This is a genomic window from Nonomuraea sp. NPDC049655, from assembly GCF_044465465.1.
Taxonomy (GTDB): domain Bacteria; phylum Actinomycetota; class Actinomycetes; order Streptosporangiales; family Streptosporangiaceae; genus Nonomuraea.
Window position 1 is genome coordinate 223,586 of the sequence record NZ_JBITLS010000002.1, and the last position, 19,702, is coordinate 243,287.

Genomic DNA, 19,702 nt, shown 5'->3' on the forward strand with positions numbered 1-19,702 from the left:
GATTGAAACACGAGATTGGGTGGGGGTCAACGATGAATTCCGCTAAGCTGTTCGGCTGTGACGAACACTGCTGCTGAGGAATCGCGATATTGGGTCCGCAGCGTCGCCCGCGCCGCCGAGGTGCTGGAGGTCCTGTCCCGCGTGGGGCCGGGTGGCGGCATGAGCGTGACCGAGGTCGCCGCGGCCTGCGGGCTGAGCAAGAGCGCCGCCTTCGCCACCCTCTACACGCTGCGCGGCTACAGCCTGGTCGCCGACGACGGCGAGGGCATGAACCGCCGCTACCGGCTGGGCATGGCGCTGTCCAGGCTGGGCGCCAGGGCCCAGGAGCAGCTCTCGCTGCGCGACGTGGCCCGCCCCGCGCTGGTCGCGCTCACCGAACGCACCGGGATGAACTCCAGGCTCGCGGTGCCCGAGGCCGGCCAGGCGGTCGTCGTCGACCAGGTGAGCAACGGCGAGCGCATCCAGGTCGACCTGCGGATGGGCACCAGGGAGCTGCCCCACTGCACCGGGCTGGGCAAGGCGCTGCTGGCCGAGATGGACGACGAGGAGGTCGCCAGGGTCGTCGGCCACGTCGGCCTGCCGCGCCGCACCGGCAACACGATCACCGAGCTGCCGTTGCTGCTGGCCCACCTGAAGACGGTCAGGGAACTCGGCTACGCGGTCGACGACGAGGAGGACGCCGACGGCATCTTCTGCATCGGCAGCGCGCTGCGCGACCACACCGGCGCCTGCGTCGGCGCGATCAGCATCACCTCGCTCAAGCGCGACCTGCCCGCCTGGCGCTACCAGGAGCTCGGCCGGGAGGTGAGAGAGACGGCGGCGATGATCTCCCAGCATCTCGGGCATGCCACGTGACGGCTTGACAGATGCCTCATCCACTGTCTAGCGTCCTCGCCAATCGTTTCGGGCGAAGATCCGACTCCGAGCGCCGCGGCCCCCGGCGCCGGACGTCTGGGCCGCAGCACCGCCGCCTGCCCGCCTTCGCACGTCGCCCGGCCTTCCCATCACCCCGCTCCCGAAGGCCTCCCCCCATGAACCATGTAGCCGACGTCGCGCGCCTTCTCGCGCTCGACGCCTCCCGACTCGCCGACGGCACGCTGCTGCGTGTCGCGGGCTATCACCGCGCCGGTGACGGCGGCGGCAAGCTCGTCCGCTGGGACGCCGCCTCCACCACGCCCGCCAACGGCGGCACCGTGCTCGGCTCCGCGCCCAAGGGCCGCTGGATCCAGCTGCACGACGGCTGCCTCGACTTCCGCGCCTTCGGCGTCTTCGACGACAAGACCCCCGCCGACGCCGCCCTGGAGGCCATGGTCGGCGACCCCGCCGTCTCCAGGATCGAGGCCCACACCGACCTCAACTTCGTCAAGCGCCACACCTTCCGGCGCTCCGGCCTGGTGCTCGACTTCGGCGGCCACACCATGACCACCGCCGGCATCGAGAAGAACTCCCACGACAACCCCTTCGGCGCGGTCCTGTTCTTCCAGGGCGAGCGGACCGGGACCACCGTCACCGGCACGCTCACGGCCACGCTCCCCGACCTGGCCGACGTCTTCGAGGTCGACTCCCGGCAGTTCCAGGTCGGCCAGTGGTGGGCCGTGCAGGTCGACGCGCTGGCCGGCACGTACGAACGCGAGCTCCAGCGCCTGGTCCAGATCACCCAGGTCGTCGACGGCCGGCACGTCCGGGTCAACTACAAGAACGGCTGGGAGCTGGCCGCCGGCCGTACGCTGACCTGGACGCTGGTCCGGCCGGTCGAGCGCGTGCACGTGCGCGACCTGCGCTTCGAGGCGGCCCCGGGCGGCGACGAGTACACCGGCTCGCACCCGATCGCCTACGAGTACGCCGTCCACTGCGACGTCGAGGACGTGCACGCCACCGGCAGCTTCTGGCCGGTGATCATGCGACGCTGGTGCACCCACTTCCGCACCGAGCGCTGCAGCCTGAAGAACCCCCCGACCGTCATGTACGGCGGAGCCGGCTACCTGACCCAGCAGATCTACTGCCTGTACGGCCACGTCGCCGACTGCACCACCTCCAACGTCCGCCATCTCAACGACTTCACCGCCAGCGCCTACTGCACGGTCGAGAACTGCCACGGCGACGGCGACGACGAGGGCGGCAACCCCTTCACCACCCACGGCCAGTACGAGCACGACCTGGTCTTCACCGGCAACTCCGGCCTCATGGACATCGCCAACAGCGGCGCACTCTGGGGCACCAGCGCCAAGCGCATCACCGTGCGCAAGCACCTGTGCTCGTGGTTCGTCGCCGGAACGAAGATCACCGACCTGACGCTGGAGGACGTCCGGGTGATCCCGCGCTCGACGTTCGATCCGGCGGGAACGCTCCAGGTGAACGCCGACGGCCTGCACATGCGCGGCTGCTCGGCCAGGACCGTCGCGATCGGCCAGCGGTCCAACCGCTCCGGCCGGCCCAACGTCATCGAGGGCTGCTCCTTCGAGCTGCCGAAGGAGCAGGTGCTGGTGCAGACGCCGGTGAGCAACGCGCTGCACTTCAAGGAGTGCGCCATCACCGGTCTCGACGGCGCCACCCTGCGCGGCTCCGGCCCCTTGCGCTTCACCGGCTGCGTCCTGAGCGGAGCGGGCAAGGTCTCGGTGGGCTCGGCGGACGTCGTGATCAGCGGCGGCCGGCTCGACGGCGTGCGCGTCGAGCTGAGCGCCGTGCGCGACCAGCGGCTGCGCCTGGAGGGCGTCACGCTGGAGAACGCCTCGCTCGGCCGGGCCGCCGGTCCGGGCGTCCTGACCTGGGAACTGGCCGCCTGCACGGCCACCGGCACCCGCGTCGAGCAGGCCACCGGCGACAACCGCTGGCGCGCCACCGGCTCCCGGTTCACCGGCGGCCGGCTCGACCTGACCGCCACCACCGTCCTGGTGCACACCGGCTGCACCGAGGAGGGCGTCGAGCGCGCCTTCCCGCCCGCCGGCCCCCGCGTCCTCATCGCCGACACCCTCGCACTGTAAGGAACCACCCCCATGGAACGTCGTGACATCCTGCGCGTCACCGGTTTAGCGGCTGTCGGCACCGTCCTGATGGCCAAGCCCGCGCTCGCCGAGCCGGACAAGAAGCCCAAGGACGAGGTGCAGGCGGTCGCCACCGTGGCCGAGCTGCTCGCCTTCGAGGCCGCCAAACTGGCGGACGGCACGCTGGCGCAGGTCGCGGGCTATCTCAAGCCGGGCGACGGCGGCGGCAAGCTCGTCCGCTGGGACGCCGCCGCCACCGCGCCCGCCAACGGCGGCACCGTGCTGGGTTCCGCGCCCAAGGGCCGCTGGATCCAGCTGCACGACGGCTGCCTCGACTTCCGCGCCTTCGGCGTCTTCGACGACAAGACCCCCGCCGACGACGCTCTGGAGGCCATGGTCGGCGACCCCGCCGTCTCCAGGATCGAGGCCCACACCGACCTCAACTTCGTCAAGCGCCACAAGTTCCAGCGCTCGAACCTGGTGCTCGACTTCGGCGGCCACACGATGCGCACCGTCGGCATCGAGAAGGCGGGCCAGGACGACCCGTTCGCGGCGGTGATGTTCTTCCGCGGCAAGGTCACCGGCACCACGGTCAGCCACAAGCTGAGCGCCCCGGTGCCCGACCTGTCGGACGTCTTCGAGGTCGCCGACTCCGCCGCCTTCAAGGTCGGGCAGTGGTGGAGCGCCGAGGTCAACGCGCTGTCCGGCCGCTGGGAGCGCGAGCTGCAGAAGCTGGTCGAGGTCACCCAGATCGTCGACGGCACGCACATCCGGGTCAACTACAAGAACGGCTGGGAGCTGGCCGCCGGCCGCACGATCACCTGGACCCTGGTCGAGCCGGTCGAGCGCGTGCACGTGCGCAACCTGCGCTTCGAGGGCGTCGCGAACGGCGACCAGTACACCGGCTCGCACCCGCTGGCCTACGAGTACGCCGTCCACTGCGACGTCGAGGGCATCCACGGCACGGGCACGTTCTGGCCGCTGATCATGCGGCGCTGGGCCACCCACTTCCGCACCGAACGCTGCACGCTGAAGAACCCCGCCAGCGTGACCTGGGGCGGGGCGGGCTACCTGACCCAGCAGATCTACTGCCTGTACGGCCACGTCCGCGACTGCCACACGGCCAACGCCCGGCACCTGAACGACTTCACCGCCAGCGCCTACTGCTACGTGGAGAACTGCCACGGCGACGGCGACGACCAGGGCCCGTTCGTCACCCACGGCCAGTACGAGCACGACCTGACCTACACCGGCAACTCCGGCCTGATGACCTTCGCCAACTCCGGCGCGGCCTGGGGCTCGGCGGCCAAGCGCATCACGGTGCGCAAGCACGTCTGCTCGTGGTTCGTGGCCCGGGTGAAGGTCACCGACCTGACGCTGGAGGACCTCCAGGTCATCGGCAAGCCGTCGCTGGAGGGCTCGGGCATGATCTGGGTCAACGCCGACGGCGTGCAGATGCGCGGCTGCTCGGCCAGCCACACGCTGATCGTCTCCCAGCAGTCGAAGGTGTCGCGGCGGCCCAACCTGATCGAGGGCTGCGTCTTCAACGTCCCGGCCAAGAGCGAGATCGTCCAGGCGAACGTGACCGCGCCGCTGCACGTCAGCCGCACCACCTTCCACGGCCTGAACGGCAACGCCTTCAACGGCGCGGACCTGCGCCTGTCCGGCTCGACGCTGAACGGCGCCGAGGGCGCGGCCCCGCTGGTCCTGGCCGGTTCGGTGGCGCTGACCGGCTGCACGGTGAAGAACGTGGGCCTGGCCGCCGCCGGCAAGGCCGACCAGCGCATCCGCCTCGACGGCGGCACCGAGCTGGCCGAGGCCGGGCTGTCGCGGGTGGAGGCCGCCGGGCTCGTCTCCTGGCAGCTCGCAGGGGTCCGCAGCCAGAACGCCGGAGCCCACGTCCAGCTCGACGCCGGCCGGAACCGCTACGCGGCGACCGGCTGCCAGTTCGGCGGCGGCCGCCTGTCGATCAAGGCCTTCGAGGTGGTCCAGCACACGGGCAACGTCGAGGAGGGCGTCGCCAGGGAGCTGCCGGCTGACGGCCCGAAGGTCCTCACATCAGGAAATCTGGTGATTTAGGTGCGAAAAATAACGCTGGCGGTCGCGGGAGCGGGCAACCGGGGGCAGACCTACGCCTCCTGGATCGCCGCGCACCCCGATCGCGCGGAGCTGGTCGCGGTGGCCGACCCCGACCCCGCCCGCCGGGCCAAGCTGGCCGACCCCGGCGTGCGCGAGTTCGGCGACTGGCGCGACCTGCTGCGCGAGCGGGTGGCCGACGCCGTCGTCCTGGCCACCCAGGACCGCCTGCACGTCGAGCCCGCCATCGCCCTGGCGCGGGCGGGCTACGCGCTGCTCGTCGAGAAGCCCATGGCGCCGACCGAGGAGGAGTGCCGCGAGATCGTCTCGGCCGTCGGCGAGACCGGCGTGCTGCTCGCCGTCTGCCACGTGCTGCGCTACACGCCCTACACCGCGCTGGTGAAGGAGACCGTGGACAGCGGCGTGCTCGGCGAGGTCATGAGCGTCGAGCACCTGGAGCCGGTCGGCTGGTGGCACCAGGCGCACTCCTACGTGCGCGGCCCCTGGCGCAGCGAGCGCCTGGCCAGCCCGATGCTGCTGGCCAAGTCCTCCCACGACCTCGACTGGCTGACCTACGTCACCGGGCTCAGGATCGAGCAGGTCGCCAGCTTCGGCTCGCTCGGCCACTTCAGGCCCGAGCGGCGCCCGGAGCAGGCCGCCGACCGCTGCCTCGACTGCGTCCTGGAGCCCCGGTGCCCGTACTCGGCTCCCCGGCTGTACCTGGACCGCGGCTACGACTGGCCGACCAGCGTCCTCGGCGAGAACGAGGAGCAGGTCATGCACGCCCTGCGCACCGGCCCGTACGGCAGGTGCGTCTACGCCTGCGACAACGACGTGGTCGACCACCAGGTGCTCGCCATGCAGCTGACCGGCGGCGCGACCGCGACCTTCACCATGACCGCCTTCACCGAGCAGACCCACCGCCAGACCAGGATCTTCGGCACCCACGGACGGCTGATCGGGGACGGCGAGTCGGTCGAGGTCCTCGACTTCCGCGACGGCCGCAGCAGCCGCCGCAACGTCACCGAGACCGGCTCGAACGCCGGCGACGGCCACGGCGGCGGCGACGACGGCGTGATGGACGCCTTCGTCACCGCGCTGGCCACCGGCGACCCCGCACACGTGCGCTCGGGCCCCACCGAGTCGCTCCACAGCCACCTCGCGGTCTTCGCCGCCGAGAAGGCCCGGCACAGCGGCACGGTCGTCACCGTGCCCGCATTCTAGGAAGGAACCATCATGCGACTGCGCGCGCTGGCCGCCGCTGCGGCCGCCCTCGGCACGCTGACCGCCTGCGGCGGCGGCTCCGGAGGCGACGAGAAGCAGACCGTGACCATGTGGATCTACCCGAACATCGCCGACCAGCCCAAGCACCAGGCGTTCTGGGACGAGCAGGCCAAGGCGTTCGAGGCGGCCAACCCGAACATCGACGTCAAGGTCGAGATCTACCCGTGGGCCAAGCGCGACGAGGCGCTGTCCACGGCGATCGCCGGCAACAAGGCGCCCGACGTGGTCTACCTCATCCCCGACCAGCTCCCCAAGTACGCCAGGACGCTGGAGCCGGTGGACGCCTACCTCGCCGACAAGGCCGACTACCGGGACAACGCCCTGAAGTCGGTCACCATCGACGGCAAGGTCATGGGCGCGCCGATCCTCATGTCGGCCAACCCGCTGGTCTGCAACCAGAAGGCGTTCGACGCCGCCGGCGTCACCGAGTTCCCCAAGACCTGGGACGACGTGCTCGCCCTGGCCCCGAAGTTCAAGGCCAAGGACGTCGACGTCACCAACTACTGGGCCGACCCCGCCGCCACCCTCAACCAGTCGTTCTACCCGCTGCTGTGGCAGGCGGGCGGCGACGTGTTCAGCCCCGACGGCAAGTCGGCGGCCTTCGGCGGCGCCGAGGGCGTCAAGGCGCTGACCTTCCTGAAGAAGCTGGCCGACGGCGGCTACGTGGAGAAGGACCTGCTGACCGGGCTGCCCAAGTTCGAGCAGACCAGGACCGCGCAGAACAAGGTGGCCTGCACCTGGCAGCAGCTGCCCGCCGACGTCGAGTCGTTCTGGGGCAAGGAGAACATCAAGGTCCTGCCGCCGCTGACCGACGCCAAGCAGGTCGCCTACGGCACGGTCGGCTCGCTGGCCCTGCTCAAGGCGTCCGACCACAAGGAGGCGGCGGGCAAGTGGATCGGCTTCGCCACCGGCGCCGCCCCGAGCAAGGCCTACGACCTGGCCTCGGGCTACTTCTCCCCGCGCAAGTCCACCGGCTCGCTGTACGCGGCCGACCCGGTGCAGGCCGAGGTGGAGAAGGCGCTCGACCTGACCACGGCCGGGCCGCTGCACGAGAAGGCGCGTGACGTGATGGGCGTCCTGGCTCCCGAGATCCAGGCCGCGCTGATCGGCAAGAAGACGCCCGAGCAGGCGCTCGCCGACGCGGCCAAGGCCGCGGACGCGCTGCTGGGTGGCTGATGGCGGCGATCGACGTCAGGCGGTGGGAGGCGCGGACCGGACTGCTGTTCGTCCTGCCGTGCCTCCTGCTCTTCCTGCTGTTCCGGTTCGGCCCGTCCGTCGCGGGGGTGCTGCTGGGGTTCTTCGACTCCTCCATCGGCGCCAGCCCGGAGTGGACCGGCGTGGACAACTACCGGCGGATGGCCGCCGACCCCGTCTTCTGGGAGTCGCTGCGCATCACGCTGATCTACACGATCCTGTACGTGCCGGCGTCGATGGCCGCCTCGGTGGGCATGGCGCTGCTGGTGCGCCGCGCCTTCCGCGGGGCGGCCTTCTTCCGCTCGGTCTTCTTCCTGCCCGTCGTCACCAGCCTGGTCCTGGCCGGGACGGTCTTCACCTGGCTGTTCTCCTCCGAGGGGCCGATCACCAAGCTCACCGGACAGTCCTGGCTGGCCTCCACCACGCTGGTCATCCCGGCCCTGGTGATCGTCTCGGTCTGGTCCAGGTTCGGGTACGGCATGCTGATCGTCCTGGCCCGGCTGCAGGACCTGCCGCGGGAGCTGGAGGAGGCCGCGCTCACCGACGGCGCCTCCACCTGGCAGCGGTTCCGCTACATCGTGGCCCCGCAGCTGCGCCCCGCGCTGTTCTTCGTCGCCGTGATCGAGACGACGAACTCCTTCCAGGTGTTCGACCTGGTCTACGTGATGACCGGCGGCGGCCCGGCGCACGGCAGCTTCACGCTGGTCATGGCCCTGTACGAGCAGGCGTTCAAGAACTTCGACTTCGGCTACGCCAGCGCCATCGGCGTCGCGCTGTTCGTCATGACCCTCGTGGTCGCGCTGGTCCAGCGCCTGATGATCGGGAGGTCGAAGTGACGACATACCGCCCGTACAAGGCGCTGGAGCCGACCAGGGGCGGGAAGGTGGCCAGGTTCGTCCTGCTGGCCGTCGCCACGCCCGTCACGCTGTTCCCCTTCTACGCGATGGTCGTGCTGTCGCTGAAGCCGGGCACGGCCGTGACGTTCCCGGAGAGCATGCTGCCCTGGCCGGTCGACTTCAGCGCCTACGGCGAGGTGCTGGGCGGCCGCGACCTGGTCACCTGGACGGTCAACACGCTCATCTACTCCGTGGTCAGCGTGGTGGCCGTGCTGCTGCTGGCCTCGCTGGCCGGATACGCCTTCGCCAAGAAACGGTTCCCCGGCCGCGAGCCCATGTTCTGGTCGTTCCTGGCCATGGTCATGGTGCCCTACCACGTGACGCTCATCCCGACCTTCATGCTCATCGCCGAGCTGGGCGGGGTGGACACGTACTGGGGGCTGATCCTGCCGACGCTCGCCAACGCGCAGGCCGTCTTCCTCATGCGGCAGTTCATCATGGGCCTGCCGGACGAGCTGTTCGAGGCGGCCCGGCTCGACGGCGCCTCCGAATGGCGGATCTTCATCAGGATCGTCCTGCCGTTGTGCAAGCCGATCCTGGCCACGCTGGGCGTCTTCGTCTTCCTGTGGCACTGGAACGACCTGCTCTGGCCGCTCATCATCGGCGGCGGCGCCGACATGCGCACCCTGACCGTGGGCATCGCCTCCCTGCAGACGGAGAACGTCCCGCTCAGCGTCGTGCTGGCCGGGGCCACGGTCGCGTTCGTACCGATCTTCGCCGCCTATCTGGTCGGCCAGCGTTATTTCACCGAAGGAGTCACGATGTCGGGGATCAAGGGTTGATGTTCACCTCCGTCGACGATCTGGAAGAGCACCTCACCCGCCCGTCCGAGTCGCTCGTCGCCGACCTCGCCGCCGGCTCCGGCGACCTGGTCGTGCTGGGCGCCGGGGGCAAGATGGGGCCCACGTTGTGCCGCCTGGCCCGGCGCGGCCTGGACGCCGCCGGTCGCGGCGCCGACCGCGTCTTCGCCGTCTCCCGGTGGTCCGACCGCGCGGCGGCCGGCGCCCTCGCCGGGCACGGCGTGGACGTCGTCCCCTTCGACCTGCTCGACGGCGACCTGGGCACGCTGCCCGACGCCGCGGACGTGGTCTTCATGGTCGGGGCGAAGTTCGGCACGTCCGCCGCGCCGTACCTGGCCTGGGTCGTCAACGCGGCCCTGCCCGCCCGCGTCGCCGAGCGGTACGGCGGTGCGCGCGTCGCCGCGCTGTCCACGGGCAACGTCTACCCGCTGGTGCCCCTGTCCTCCGGCGGGAGCGTCGAGGGCGACCCGGTCGGGCCGGTGGGCGAGTACGCGATGAGCTGCCTCGGCCGCGAGCGCGTCTTCGAGCACGCGGCCGCCGCCCGCGGCACGGCCGTGACGATCGTCCGCCTCAACTACGCCGTGGACCTGCGGTACGGCGTGCTGGCCGACATCGGCCAGCGGGTGCTGTCCGGCGCTCCGGTGGACGTGACGACCGGGCACGTCAACGTGGTCTGGCAGGGCTACGCCAACGAGGTCGTGCTGCGCTCGCTGGCCCACGCGACGGCGGGCACGCCGTTCACGCTGAACCTGACCGGCCCCGAGACCGCCTCGGTGCGCCGGGTGGCCGCCGCCTTCGGCGCGCGCCTCGGCACGCCGGTGTCCTTCGAGGGCGCGGAGGCCGCGACGGCGCTGCTGAACGACGCCACGCTGTGCCACCGCCTGTTCGGCTACCCGAACGTGCCGCTGGGCACGCTGGTCGACTGGCAGGCCGACTGGCTGGCCGCCGGGCTGCCGACGTCGGGCAAGCCCACCAAGTTCGCCGTACGAGACGGGAGATTCTGATGCCCACGCCGAATCCCGCGCTGTCGCGCCTGCGGGCGGGGACCGTCATCCCCGCCCACCCGCTGGCGCTCACCGCGGACCGGACGCTGGACGAGCGCCGCCAGGCCGCGCTCACCCGGTACTACCTGGCGGCGGGGGCCGGCGGCCTGGCCGTGGGCGTGCACACGACCCAGTTCGCGATCCGCGGGGCCGGGCTGCTGGAGCCGGTCCTCCGGCTGGCCGCCGACGTCGCCCGCGAGTCCGCCCGTGAGTCCGCCCATGAGTCCGCCCGTGAGTCCGCCCGTGAGTCGGCCCGGGAGCGGCCGGTGCTGGTCGCCGGGGCGTGCGGGCCGACCGCGCAGGCGGTGGCCGAGGCCGAGCTGGCCGCCTCGCTCGGGTACGACGCCGTGCTGCTCTCGCCGGTGGTGCCCGGCGCCTCCGAGGACGACCTGCTGGCGCGGGCGCGGGCCGTGGGCGAGGTGCTGCCGGTCGTCGGCTTCTACCTCCAGGCGGCGATCGGCGGGCCGGTGTTGTCGCGCGGCTTCTGGCGGGCCCTGGCCGACCAGCCCTCCACGGTCGCGGTGAAGGTGGCGGCGTTCGACCGCTACCGCTCGCTGGACGTGGCGCACGGCGTGGCCGCCTCCGACCGGGCCGACCAGGTCGCCCTCTACACGGGCAACGACGACCACATCATCGGCGACCTGCTGGCCGAGCTGCCCGGCGGCCTGCGCTTCGCCGGCGGCCTGCTCGGCCAGTGGGCGGTGTGGACGCGGGCTGCGGTGGAGATGGTCGAGGGCCTGCGCGACGACCCGGCGCGGTGGTGGGGCCGGGCCACGGCGCTCACCGACGCCAACGCCGCCGTCTTCGACAGCGCCAACGCCTTCGCCGGCTGCATCGCCGGCGTGCACGAGGTGCTGCGCAGGCAGGGCCTGCTGGCCGGCACCTGGTGCCTCGACCCGGACGAGGGCCTCTCCCCCGGCCAGGCCGAGGAGCTGACCCGGGTCGGCGCCGCCTACCCGTGGCTGACCGACGACGACTTCGTGGCCGAGCACCGCGATGCCTGGCTCGGCTGACTCCGCCGTGCGCGTCCTGGTCAGCGTCCCGCCGCCGCTGCGCGCGCAGTTCTTCCCCGACCCCGCCGCGCTGCTGGCCCTGGGGGACGTGCGGCTGCTCGACGACCACCGCGCGCTGCCCGAGGCGCTGCCCGGCACCGAGGTGCTGGTGACCTCCTGGGGGGTGCCGCCGCTGACCGCCGAGCTGCTCGACCGGGCGCCGGGGCTGCGGCTGGTCGCGCACACCGGAGCGACGGTCAAGCCGTTCGTCACCGGCGAGCTGTGGGCGCGGGGCGTCCGGGTGACGCAGGCGGGCGCGGCCATGGCCCGGTCGGTGGCCGAGGTGGCGCTGACGTTCACGCTGGCGCTGCTGCACCAGGTGCACCGCTTCGACCACGCCCTGCGCGGCGGCCGGCCGTGGGAGGCGGCCGAGCGGGCGCCGGCCAGGCGGGAGATCCTCGGCTGCCCGATCGGCGTCATCGGCGCCTCCAGGACCGGCCGGGCCTACCTCGACCTCGTCCGCGCGCTCGGCGCCGAGGTCACCGTCGCCGACCCCTACCACGAGGACGCCGTGGAGCTGGACGAGTTGCTGTCCACCAGCCGGATCGTGGCCGTGCACGCCCCTGCGCTGCCGGAGACGCGCCACCTGCTCGGGGCGCGGGAGCTGGCGCTGATGCCCGACGGCGCCGGGCTGGTCAACACCGCCAGGTCGTGGCTGGTGGACGAGGCCGCCCTGCTGGCCGAGCTGCGTTCGGGACGGCTGGACGCGGCGGTCGACGTCTTCGACGAGGAGCCGCTGCCGGTCGGGCACCCGTTCCGCGCGCTGCCGAACGTGCTGCTCACCCCGCACCAGGCGGCCGGCACCGATTCGGGGCGGGCCCGTCAGGGCCGGGTGGTGGTCGAGGAGATCGCCCGGTACGCCGGCGGCCTCCCGCTGGCGCACGAGGTGACGCCGGAGCTGCTGGGGAGGATGGGATGACGTCCCTGCGCACCGCCCGTCCGGGCGACCGGGAGGCGCTCTACGCGCTGTGGGCCGCCTGCTTCGACGCCCCGCACGTGGTGCCCCTGTACGAGACCGACCCCGGCCGGTACGGCCGGACGTTCGTGACCGGCGACGTGTCGGCCTGCGTGTACTACCTGCCGCGCCGGCTGCACGACGGCCTGGGCGGCGAGGTGCGGGCGGGCGGCGTGGCCAACGTCGCCGCCCATCCGTCGGTCCGCGGGCGCGGGCACGTCCGGCGGCTGCTGGCGCTGGCGGCCGAGGCGATGGCGGCCGACGGCTGCGCCTGGTCGTTGCTGTTCACCGGCACGCCGGGGGTCTACAAGGACTGGACCGGCTTCGAGCTGCGGACGGTGTCCGGCCCGTTGCGCCGGACCGGCCCGGCCGGGCGGGGGCTGCGCAGGATCCCGGTAGGCGAGGCGGCGGTGCTGCGGGAGGTGTACGAGCGGCACAACGCGCGGCGTCCGCTGACCGCCGTGCGCGACGAGGCGCACTGGCGGGACCGGCTGCCGATCTGGTACGGCGACCCGGTCGAGCTGCTGGCCGGGGACGCCGGGTACGCCGCCGTGCGCTGGGACGGCGGCGTCCTCGACGTGCTGGAGGTGGCCGGAGACCTGCCCGGGGTGCTCTCCGCGCTGGCCGCCGAGGCGGCGGCCAGGGGCGTCCGTACCGGCAGGGCCAGGCTGACCTGGGACGACCCGGCCCTGCCGCACCTGTTCGCGAGCGTCGTCCGGGAGCGGGACCGCACAGGGATGGCCCGCGCGATCCTGGGCGACCCGGGCCCCGTGGTGGGCGCGGAGAACGCCGCCCACTGGCCGGCGGACTACTTCTGACAGCTACGCCTCTCCGGGCAGACATCGGATGAATCTCCGTGCAGCTCTTGCCGAGAGAACAAAGATCGGGCTACCTTTCCTCCAATCTCTTCACCCGCTTTGGAGTGGACATGGCCCGCTTACGTCGACTTCTCGCCGTCTCCATGCTCAGTATCATCGGATGTCTTCCCGCTCCTGCTCAGGCCGCTACGGACGGCCCCTACGAGCCGACCGTCGAATCCCTGAACAGTCACCCGACCCCTAAGTGGTTCAACAACGACAAGTTCGGCATCTTCCTCCATTGGGGGGGTACTCCGTCCCGGCCTGGGGCCCGCGCGGCAGTTACGCCGAGTGGTACTGGTACTACATGAACTCCCCCGGGAACGCGACCAACAGCTACCACCGGGACACCTACGGGCCGGACTTCGCCTACGACCGCTTCGCCGAGCAGTGGAAGGCCGAGAAGTTCGACGCCGCCGACTGGGTCAAGCTCTTCAACGACGCCGGGGCCAAGTACTTCGTCCTCACCTCCAAGCACCACGAGGGCGTCGCCCTGTGGGACAGCAAGGTGAGCGAGCGCGACACCATGGCGCTGGGCCCGAAGCGTGACCTGGCCAAGGAGCTGTTCACCGCGGCCCGCGCCGACGGGAAGCTGCGCGCGGGCTTCTACTACTCGCTCATGGAGTGGTACAACCCGCTGTTCACCGGCCACCCGGCGACCAACCCGTACACCGGCCAGCCCGTGCCCTACACCGGAGCTCCGCAGAGCGGCGACTACGTCAAGGACTACATGCTCCCGCAGATGCGCGAGCTGATCGACGGCTACGACCCCGACATCCTGTGGTGCGACGGCCAGTGGGACCGCTCGGCCGCCCAGTGGCAGACCGCCGGAGTGATCGCCGACTACTACAACAAGGCGGCCAAGAAGGGCAAGGAGGTCGCGGTCGCCAACCGGTGCAAGATCGAGAGCGGCGCGCTGGAGAGCCACGAGCTGGACTTCCAGACGCCCGAGTACTCCGTCAAGCCGGACATCGACCCCGTCAAGTGGGAGGCCAGCCGCGGCATCGCGCACTCCTACGGCTACAACCAGAACGAGCCCATCGAGGACTACCTGACCTCCGACCAGCTCGTGGACTCCTTCGTGGACATCGTCAGCAAGAACGGCAACCTGCTGCTGGACGTGGGCCCGAAGGCCGACGGCACCATCCCCGACGTGCAGCGGGAACGGCTGCTGGACATGGGCTCCTGGCTGAAGGTCAACGGCGAGGCCATGTACGGCACCACGTACTGGACGCGCGCCGAGGAGAAGGGCGGCCCGGACGACGTCCGGTACACCGTCAAGGACGGCGTCCTCTACGCGACCGCGCTGAAGTGGCCGGGCGAGCGGCTCACGCTGGGCGCGGACGTGCCGGCGGGCCCCGGGACGCGGATCACGCTGCTCGGCTCCGACGCCGGCCCGCTGCCGTGGCAGCGCGACGAGCAGGGCCGGGTGGTCGTCACCACGCCCGCCGAGACCGGGCAGTACGCCTACTCGTTCAAGATCGAGACGCCCGGGGTGACGGCCCTGCCGCGCTTCGGCACCGACCTGCCCGAGCAGGCGCAGGCCGGTGAGACCCTCACCGGCAAGGTGACCGTCACCAACCCCGGCTCCACGCCGCTGCGCGCGGCCTCGCTGACCCTCGCCGCGCCCGACGGCTGGACGGTGACCCCGGCCAGCACCCGGATCGGCCACCTGGCCGCCGGGGCGAGCACCGAGGTGCCCGTCACCGTGACCGTGCCGCCCGGGGCCGAGCCCGCCGCGCTCGGGATCCAGGCGACGCTCAGGTCCGGACGGCTGCGCGCGGCGTACCTGCTCCCCGTCTCGGTGGTGCTGCCGAACCTGGCCCAGGGCAAGCCGGCCACCCAGCAGAGCACCGGCTACGACGCCCCGGCCGCGCGGGCCGTGGACGGCAACACCGACGGCGGCTTCTGGAACGGCTCGGTCACCCACACCCAGGAACCGGCCAGGGAAGCCTGGTGGCAGGTCGATCTGGGGGCCTCGGCCGCGCTGGACAGCGTGGAGATCTGGAACCGCACCGACTGCTGCGCCGAACGGTTGCGGGACTACTGGGTGATGTCCTCCGAGCAGCCGATCACCGGCGACGGCCTGGAGGCGGCCCGCACGACGCCGGGCGTGACCGCCGTGCACGTGCAGGAACAGGCCGGCCGGCCCAGCACGGTCAAACTGCCCGCCGGCACCACCGGCCGGCACGTGCGCATCCAGCTCTCCTCCGGCACCGACCCGCTCGCCCTGGCGGAGGTACGGGTGCGAGGCCGCTAACGCGGGCGGCAGGTCTGGTCGGTGGCGGGGAGTGCGCCGGTGGCCAGGTAGGCGTTGACCTTGGCGTCCACGCAGGCGTTGCCGTACTCGCCGTAGATCCCGTGGGCGATGGCGCCGCGCAGGGTGAGCAGGCGGGAGCCGGTCAGCGCCCGGTGCATGGCCCTGCTGCCCTCGTAGGTGGTGGCGGTGTCGCCGGTGGCGGACACGATCAGCGCGGGGGTGGGGTTGGCGACGTGCGTGAGCGGCTCGCGCGGCTCGTCCGGCCAGAAGGCGCAGGGCCAGATGTTGTTCTTGACCGGGCCGAAGAGCGGGTGACGCGCCCGGCTGCGCTGGACGTCGTCCCAGTAGACGTCGGGGTCGCCCGGCGCGGCCCGGTCGCCGCAGGTGATCGCGGCGGCCGGGCTCGCGAGCGGCGAACCGGCGCTGGTCAGGACGAACGCCAGGAATCCGGCGAGCTCGGCGCCGGGTTCGGCCGGGCGGCCGTGCGCGGCCTCGTTCAGGGTCCGGACGGTGGCGGCGAACTCGGCGCGCGCCTCGGGACGGTCGTTCGCGGAGCCGACGGAGAGCAGGTACGGGACCGCCTGGTCGTCCACCTCGTACGCCCCGACGCGCAGCGGACGCTCCTCCGCGGCGGCGACGATCGTGTCCACGGTGGCGAGCACGCGGGCGGGGGTCGCGCCGAGCCCGTAGGTTCCGTGGCGTCCGGCGGCCCAGGACGCCCAGGCGCGCAGCGCGCGGTCCGCCTCGTCCTCGGTGCCCCGCATCGCCCTGGGGCCCCACTTGCCCGGGTCGCCCGCGCTGTCCAGGACCACCCGGTCGGTGCGGCCGGGGAACATCTGCGTGTAGACCGCGCCCAGGTAGCTGCCGTAGGAGTAGCCGAGGAAGGAGATCCGGCGCTCCCCCAGGGCGCGGCGCACGAGGTCGATGTCGCGGGCCGTGTCGCGGGTGTTGGCGTACGGGAGCACGTCGGCGTGCCGCTGGGCGCAGCGCTCGGCCAGGTCGCGCTGCACCGCCACCTGGTGGTCGAACCGGGCGCGGGTCGAGCCGGCCGAGCGCAGCCACAGGCCGATGGGCCAGCCGCAGTCGAGCGGCGTGCTGCGCCCGACGAAACGCGGGTCCAGGCCGATGACGTCGTACCGGGCGGCGACGTCCTTCATGGCCGCGCGGGTCCGCAGGGGCATGCCGAGCGTGCTCTCGCCGGGGCCGCCGCTGTTGAGCACCAAGGTGCCGATGCGATGGGCGCGGTCGGTCGCGGGGATGCGGGACAGCGCGAGCTTGATGGCGCGGCCGCCCGGCCTGGAGTGGTCGAGCGGGACGGCGAGCTCCGCGCAGCGCGCGCCCGCCTGGTCGAGCTGCCTGCCGACGGCGTCGTCCGGGCCCAGGGAGCAGCGTTTCCAGTCGAGCGCCGGGGGTTTCCCTCCGGTCGCCGCGGGCGCGCCGGCGTCGGCTCCGGCCGGGGGCGCGACGGCGACGGACAGGGCGATCAGGGCGAGGGCCTGGACCAGACGGCCGAGCGGCCGCACACGTGTCGGTTTCATGGCCGGGGACGCTATTCCGGCCGGACGCCCGGCACGATACAGCCGGCCGCACGCCCTTGGTACAGCCCGCTGTAGTGTCCGGCCCCGGACGGTGACGGGATACTGGTGCTCCGGTACGCAGGTCAGGAGGTGCGCATGCGTGACCGTGCCTTCCCCGGTTCGATGTCCTGGCTGTCGTCCGGCTCGGTCTCCCGGCTGTTCTCCGGTTCGGGCTACCTGCTGGGCACGCTGGCCACCGCCGTGGCCACGGCGCTCGCGCTCCCGGTGCTGCTCGCGCCGGCGGCGGGGCGGGGCTGGGCGGCCTGGCACCGCCGGCGGGCCGGCCGGCTGCTCGGCGCCCCGGGCGACGGGGTGCCGGGCGGGCGGCGGGATCTCGCCTGGGCGCTCGCGCACGTCGCCACGGGGTTCCCGCTCGGGCTGGCCGCCCTGCTGTGCCTGGGCAACATCGTGGTCGCCGCGGTGGCGATGGTCGCGTGGCAGGCGTTCCCGGCGGACGCGCGTCCCACGCTGTTCTCGTTCTTCGACGTTCCCGTGGACGATTGGACGACCGCGCTGGCCGGAGGGTCGGCCCAGATCGTCGTCCTCGGCGCGGCGGCCTGGTGGGGGCTGCCCGCGCTGGCCCGGCTGCACGCCCGGCTGTCCCTGGCGCTGCTCGCGCCGTCGGCCCGCGAGCGGCTCACCGAGCGGGTCGACGTGCTGACCAGGAGCCGGGTCGGCGTGGTCGACGCCCACGGCGCGGAGCTCCAGCGCATCGAACGCGACCTGCACGACGGGACGCAGGCCCGCCTGGTGACCATCGCCATGCACCTCGGCCTGGCCCGCGAGTCGCTCGCCGACGACCCGGACACGGTCGCCCTGCTGCTCCAGGAGGCGCACGAGACGGCGGAGGAGGCGATGGCCGAGCTGCGCGCGGTGCTCCAGACGATCTACCCGCCGATCCTCGCCGACCGCGGGCTCGACGGCGCGCTGACGGCGCTGGCCGCCCGGTCGAGCGTGCCGGTCCACATCGAGCTCGCCGACCTGGGCGCGCTGCCGCCGTCCGTGGAGACGGTGGCCTACTACGTGATCGCCGAGGCGCTGACGAACGTGACCAAGCACGCCGCCGCCACCAGGGCGTCCCTGCGGATCGAGCGGGCCGGCGACGTGCTGTCCGTCGAGGTCACCGACGACGGCAGGGGCGGCGCCGACGAGGCGCGCGGCACCGGGATCCCCGGGATCCGCCGGCGGGTCGCCGCCCTCGACGGCACGCTGCGCCTCGACAGCCCGCCGGGCGGACCCACCACGCTCGCCGTCCGGATGCCGTGCGCGTCGTGACCGTCGAAGGAGGTCCCTTGCGGGTCGTGATCGCCGAGGACAACGTCCTGCTGGCCGGCGGGCTGAAGCTGCTGCTGGCGGCCAGGGGCTGCGAGGTCGTCGCGGTCGTCGGCGACGGCGAGGCGTTCCTGCTCGCCGTCGCCGAGCACCGCCCCGACATCGCCATCGTCGACGTGCGGCTGCCGCCGTCGTTCCGCGACGAGGGCATCCACGCCGCGCTGCGGGCCCGCCGCGAGCACGGCGCGCTGCCGATCCTGGTGCTCTCGCAGTACGTCGAGCGCGAGTACGCCGGCGAACTGCTCGCCGACGGCCGCGGCGGCATCGGCTACCTGCTCAAGGACCGCATCGGCCGGGTGGCCGAGTTCGTCGACGCCCTGCGGCGGGTCGCGGCCGGCGGCACCGCGATGGACCCGGAAGTGGTCGCCCAGCTCTTCGCCCGCCGCGCCGACGACCCCCTCGCCGCCCTCACCGCCCGCGAGCGGGAGTCCCTGGCCCTCATGGCGCAGGGGCACGACAACGCCACCATCGCCGAGCGCATGCGCATCTCCGACAACGCCGTCCACAAGCACATCGGCAACGTCTTCGCCAAGCTCGGCCTGGCCCCGGACGACTCAGGCCACCGCCGCGTCCGCGCCGTGCTCGCCTACCTGGACGGCACGCCGCGGCCGCCCGAGCAGGCCCCCGTCCGCGGGCAGCCGCGCTGAGCCGGCCTTCCCCGGCGGGCCGCGGACGTCAGAGCAGCGCGGCGAGCTCGGCCGGCCGCGAGAACATCGGCCAGTGGCCGGTCGGCAGCTCGGCGAACGTCCACTCAGGCGTGCCGAGCGCGGCGAACGCCGGGTTCCCCGAGTCGATCAGCTCGCGGATCACCGCCATCGGCATGGTCGAGGCGACCATGGTCTTCGGCGTCGCCGGGATGCGCTCCGGCCGCTGCGCCGGCTGCACCACCGCGCCCCACGGCTGGGGCGTCGCCTTCGCGCGGATCTGCTCCCAGCGCTCCTCGGTCAGGCCCGCGAACTTTCCTTTTCCCTGCTCGTAGGCGGGCACGTCGAGCGCGTGGCCGTCCCCGACCTGGGCGCGCCAGGCCTTCTGGGTGTCCTCGTCGTTGAAGTCGATCACCGCCGCCCCGGACGGCAGCGGCCCGGCGTCCACGTAGACGACCCGGCTGAGCCGCTCGGGATGCCGGTCGGCGACCGCGGTCACCGGGACGTTCGCCCCGCTGTGCCCGACCAGGACGACGTCGTCCCATCCGTCCATCGCCGCCAGGATGTCGGCGACATGCGTCTCCACGCCGACCTCCGGCGACAGCTCGCCGGCCCGCTCCGCCACCCCCGTCAGGGTGACCGCCCGCACCTGGTGCCCGGCGGCGCGCAGTTCGTGCGCCACCTCGTCCCAGGCCCAGGCGCCGAGCCAGAATCCGGGTACCAGCACGTAGTTCGCCATCTCGTCGTCCTT

At 72.7% G+C, this 19,702-nt stretch carries 16 protein-coding genes and 1 pseudogene; 15 read left to right on the forward strand and 2 right to left on the reverse strand.

Translation table 11 applies throughout. The features are described from left to right. Window positions 1-57 precede the first annotated feature (57 nt). From ACIBQ6_RS06335 to ACIBQ6_RS06395, 13 genes and pseudogenes are all read left to right on the forward strand, one after another. Window positions 58-855: an IclR family transcriptional regulator gene (locus ACIBQ6_RS06335; protein WP_397161899.1), complete on the forward strand. Its 798-nt coding sequence runs from the start codon at window positions 58-60 to the stop codon at window positions 853-855. A 176-nt stretch (window positions 856-1,031) separates the two neighbouring features. Beyond that, window positions 1,032-2,981, forward strand: a complete 1,950-nt coding sequence (locus tag ACIBQ6_RS06340; RefSeq protein WP_397210499.1) for a hypothetical protein — start codon at window positions 1,032-1,034, stop codon at window positions 2,979-2,981. 12 nt (window positions 2,982-2,993) lie between these two features. After that, window positions 2,994-5,060, forward strand: a complete 2,067-nt coding sequence (locus ACIBQ6_RS06345) for a hypothetical protein (RefSeq protein WP_397210500.1) — start codon at window positions 2,994-2,996, stop codon at window positions 5,058-5,060. Continuing rightward, on the forward strand, window positions 5,061-6,281 hold the full coding sequence (locus ACIBQ6_RS06350; RefSeq protein ID WP_397210501.1) for a Gfo/Idh/MocA family protein: 1,221 nt from the start codon (window positions 5,061-5,063) through the stop codon (window positions 6,279-6,281). Between the two features lie 12 nt (window positions 6,282-6,293). After that, complete coding sequence (locus ACIBQ6_RS06355; RefSeq protein ID WP_397210502.1) at window positions 6,294-7,517, forward strand: ABC transporter substrate-binding protein; 1,224 nt, start codon at window positions 6,294-6,296, stop codon at window positions 7,515-7,517. Further along, window positions 7,517-8,371, forward strand: a complete 855-nt coding sequence (locus tag ACIBQ6_RS06360) for a sugar ABC transporter permease (RefSeq protein WP_344207378.1) — start codon at window positions 7,517-7,519, stop codon at window positions 8,369-8,371. The genes ACIBQ6_RS06355 and ACIBQ6_RS06360 overlap by 1 nt, the downstream gene beginning before the upstream one ends. After that, on the forward strand, window positions 8,368-9,213 hold the full coding sequence (locus tag ACIBQ6_RS06365; protein WP_358301166.1) for a carbohydrate ABC transporter permease: 846 nt from the start codon (window positions 8,368-8,370) through the stop codon (window positions 9,211-9,213). Before ACIBQ6_RS06360 ends, ACIBQ6_RS06365 begins: the two co-directional genes overlap by 4 nt. Then, complete coding sequence (locus tag ACIBQ6_RS06370) at window positions 9,213-10,235, forward strand: NAD-dependent epimerase/dehydratase family protein (RefSeq protein ID WP_397210503.1); 1,023 nt, start codon at window positions 9,213-9,215, stop codon at window positions 10,233-10,235. The genes ACIBQ6_RS06365 and ACIBQ6_RS06370 overlap by 1 nt, the downstream gene beginning before the upstream one ends. Continuing rightward, window positions 10,235-11,287 (forward strand): dihydrodipicolinate synthase family protein, encoded by a 1,053-nt coding sequence (locus ACIBQ6_RS06375; RefSeq protein ID WP_397210504.1) that lies wholly within the window; start codon window positions 10,235-10,237, stop codon window positions 11,285-11,287. The genes ACIBQ6_RS06370 and ACIBQ6_RS06375 overlap by 1 nt, the downstream gene beginning before the upstream one ends. Continuing rightward, window positions 11,271-12,245: a hydroxyacid dehydrogenase gene (locus ACIBQ6_RS06380; protein WP_397210505.1), complete on the forward strand. Its 975-nt coding sequence runs from the start codon at window positions 11,271-11,273 to the stop codon at window positions 12,243-12,245. The genes ACIBQ6_RS06375 and ACIBQ6_RS06380 overlap by 17 nt, the downstream gene beginning before the upstream one ends. Next, window positions 12,242-13,099 carry a GNAT family N-acetyltransferase gene (locus tag ACIBQ6_RS06385; RefSeq protein WP_397210506.1) on the forward strand — a complete coding sequence of 286 codons (858 nt, stop codon included), beginning with the start codon at window positions 12,242-12,244 and terminating at the stop codon, window positions 13,097-13,099. Before ACIBQ6_RS06380 ends, ACIBQ6_RS06385 begins: the two co-directional genes overlap by 4 nt. Before the next feature lie 143 nt (window positions 13,100-13,242). Continuing rightward, window positions 13,243-14,285: pseudogene (locus tag ACIBQ6_RS06390) on the forward strand (alpha-L-fucosidase); the annotation flags it as partial. Between the two features lie 63 nt (window positions 14,286-14,348). After that, window positions 14,349-15,398 carry an NEW3 domain-containing protein gene (locus ACIBQ6_RS06395; RefSeq protein WP_397210947.1) on the forward strand — a complete coding sequence of 350 codons (1,050 nt, stop codon included), beginning with the start codon at window positions 14,349-14,351 and terminating at the stop codon, window positions 15,396-15,398. Here ACIBQ6_RS06395 and ACIBQ6_RS06400 read toward each other — a convergent pair. Continuing rightward, window positions 15,395-16,936: an alpha/beta hydrolase gene (locus ACIBQ6_RS06400; RefSeq protein ID WP_397210507.1), complete on the reverse strand. Its 1,542-nt coding sequence runs from the start codon at window positions 16,934-16,936 to the stop codon at window positions 15,395-15,397. The two genes, ACIBQ6_RS06395 and ACIBQ6_RS06400, sit on opposite strands and share 4 nt — an antisense overlap. A 135-nt stretch (window positions 16,937-17,071) precedes the next feature. On the opposite strand from ACIBQ6_RS06400, the gene ACIBQ6_RS06405 reads away from it, so the two are divergent. Both ACIBQ6_RS06405 and ACIBQ6_RS06410 read left to right on the forward strand, forming a co-directional pair. After that, entirely contained in the window at window positions 17,072-18,250 is a 1,179-nt protein-coding gene (locus ACIBQ6_RS06405) for a histidine kinase (protein WP_397210508.1), read from the forward strand. Window positions 18,251-18,267: 17 nt separating this feature from the next. Beyond that, window positions 18,268-18,954: a response regulator transcription factor gene (locus ACIBQ6_RS06410; protein ID WP_358301190.1), complete on the forward strand. Its 687-nt coding sequence runs from the start codon at window positions 18,268-18,270 to the stop codon at window positions 18,952-18,954. A gap of 28 nt (window positions 18,955-18,982) precedes the next feature. Here ACIBQ6_RS06410 and ACIBQ6_RS06415 read toward each other — a convergent pair whose 3' ends face one another. Beyond that, window positions 18,983-19,690, reverse strand: coding sequence for an alpha/beta fold hydrolase (locus tag ACIBQ6_RS06415; protein ID WP_358301193.1), 708 nt, complete (start codon window positions 19,688-19,690; stop codon window positions 18,983-18,985). Window positions 19,691-19,702: the final 12 nt, after the last annotated feature.

What these genes read in the sequence shown, in the direction of transcription:
- ACIBQ6_RS06415 (WP_358301193.1), bottom strand. Translation starts at nt 19,690, where the DNA reads ATGGCGAACTACGTGCTGGTACCCGGATTCTGGCTCGGCGCCTGGGCC.
- ACIBQ6_RS06345 (WP_397210500.1), top strand. Translation starts at nt 2,994, where the DNA reads ATGGAACGTCGTGACATCCTGCGCGTCACCGGTTTAGCGGCTGTCGGC.
- ACIBQ6_RS06340 (WP_397210499.1), top strand. Translation starts at nt 1,032, where the DNA reads ATGAACCATGTAGCCGACGTCGCGCGCCTTCTCGCGCTCGACGCCTCC.
- ACIBQ6_RS06385 (WP_397210506.1), top strand. Translation starts at nt 12,242, where the DNA reads ATGACGTCCCTGCGCACCGCCCGTCCGGGCGACCGGGAGGCGCTCTAC.
- ACIBQ6_RS06400 (WP_397210507.1), bottom strand. Translation starts at nt 16,936, where the DNA reads ATGAAACCGACACGTGTGCGGCCGCTCGGCCGTCTGGTCCAGGCCCTC.
- ACIBQ6_RS06405 (WP_397210508.1), top strand. Translation starts at nt 17,072, where the DNA reads ATGCGTGACCGTGCCTTCCCCGGTTCGATGTCCTGGCTGTCGTCCGGC.
- ACIBQ6_RS06375 (WP_397210504.1), top strand. Translation starts at nt 10,235, where the DNA reads ATGCCCACGCCGAATCCCGCGCTGTCGCGCCTGCGGGCGGGGACCGTC.
- ACIBQ6_RS06395 (WP_397210947.1), top strand. Translation starts at nt 14,349, where the DNA reads ATGTACGGCACCACGTACTGGACGCGCGCCGAGGAGAAGGGCGGCCCG.
- ACIBQ6_RS06355 (WP_397210502.1), top strand. Translation starts at nt 6,294, where the DNA reads ATGCGACTGCGCGCGCTGGCCGCCGCTGCGGCCGCCCTCGGCACGCTG.
- ACIBQ6_RS06370 (WP_397210503.1), top strand. Translation starts at nt 9,213, where the DNA reads ATGTTCACCTCCGTCGACGATCTGGAAGAGCACCTCACCCGCCCGTCC.
- ACIBQ6_RS06360 (WP_344207378.1), top strand. Translation starts at nt 7,517, where the DNA reads ATGGCGGCGATCGACGTCAGGCGGTGGGAGGCGCGGACCGGACTGCTG.
- ACIBQ6_RS06380 (WP_397210505.1), top strand. Translation starts at nt 11,271, where the DNA reads ATGCCTGGCTCGGCTGACTCCGCCGTGCGCGTCCTGGTCAGCGTCCCG.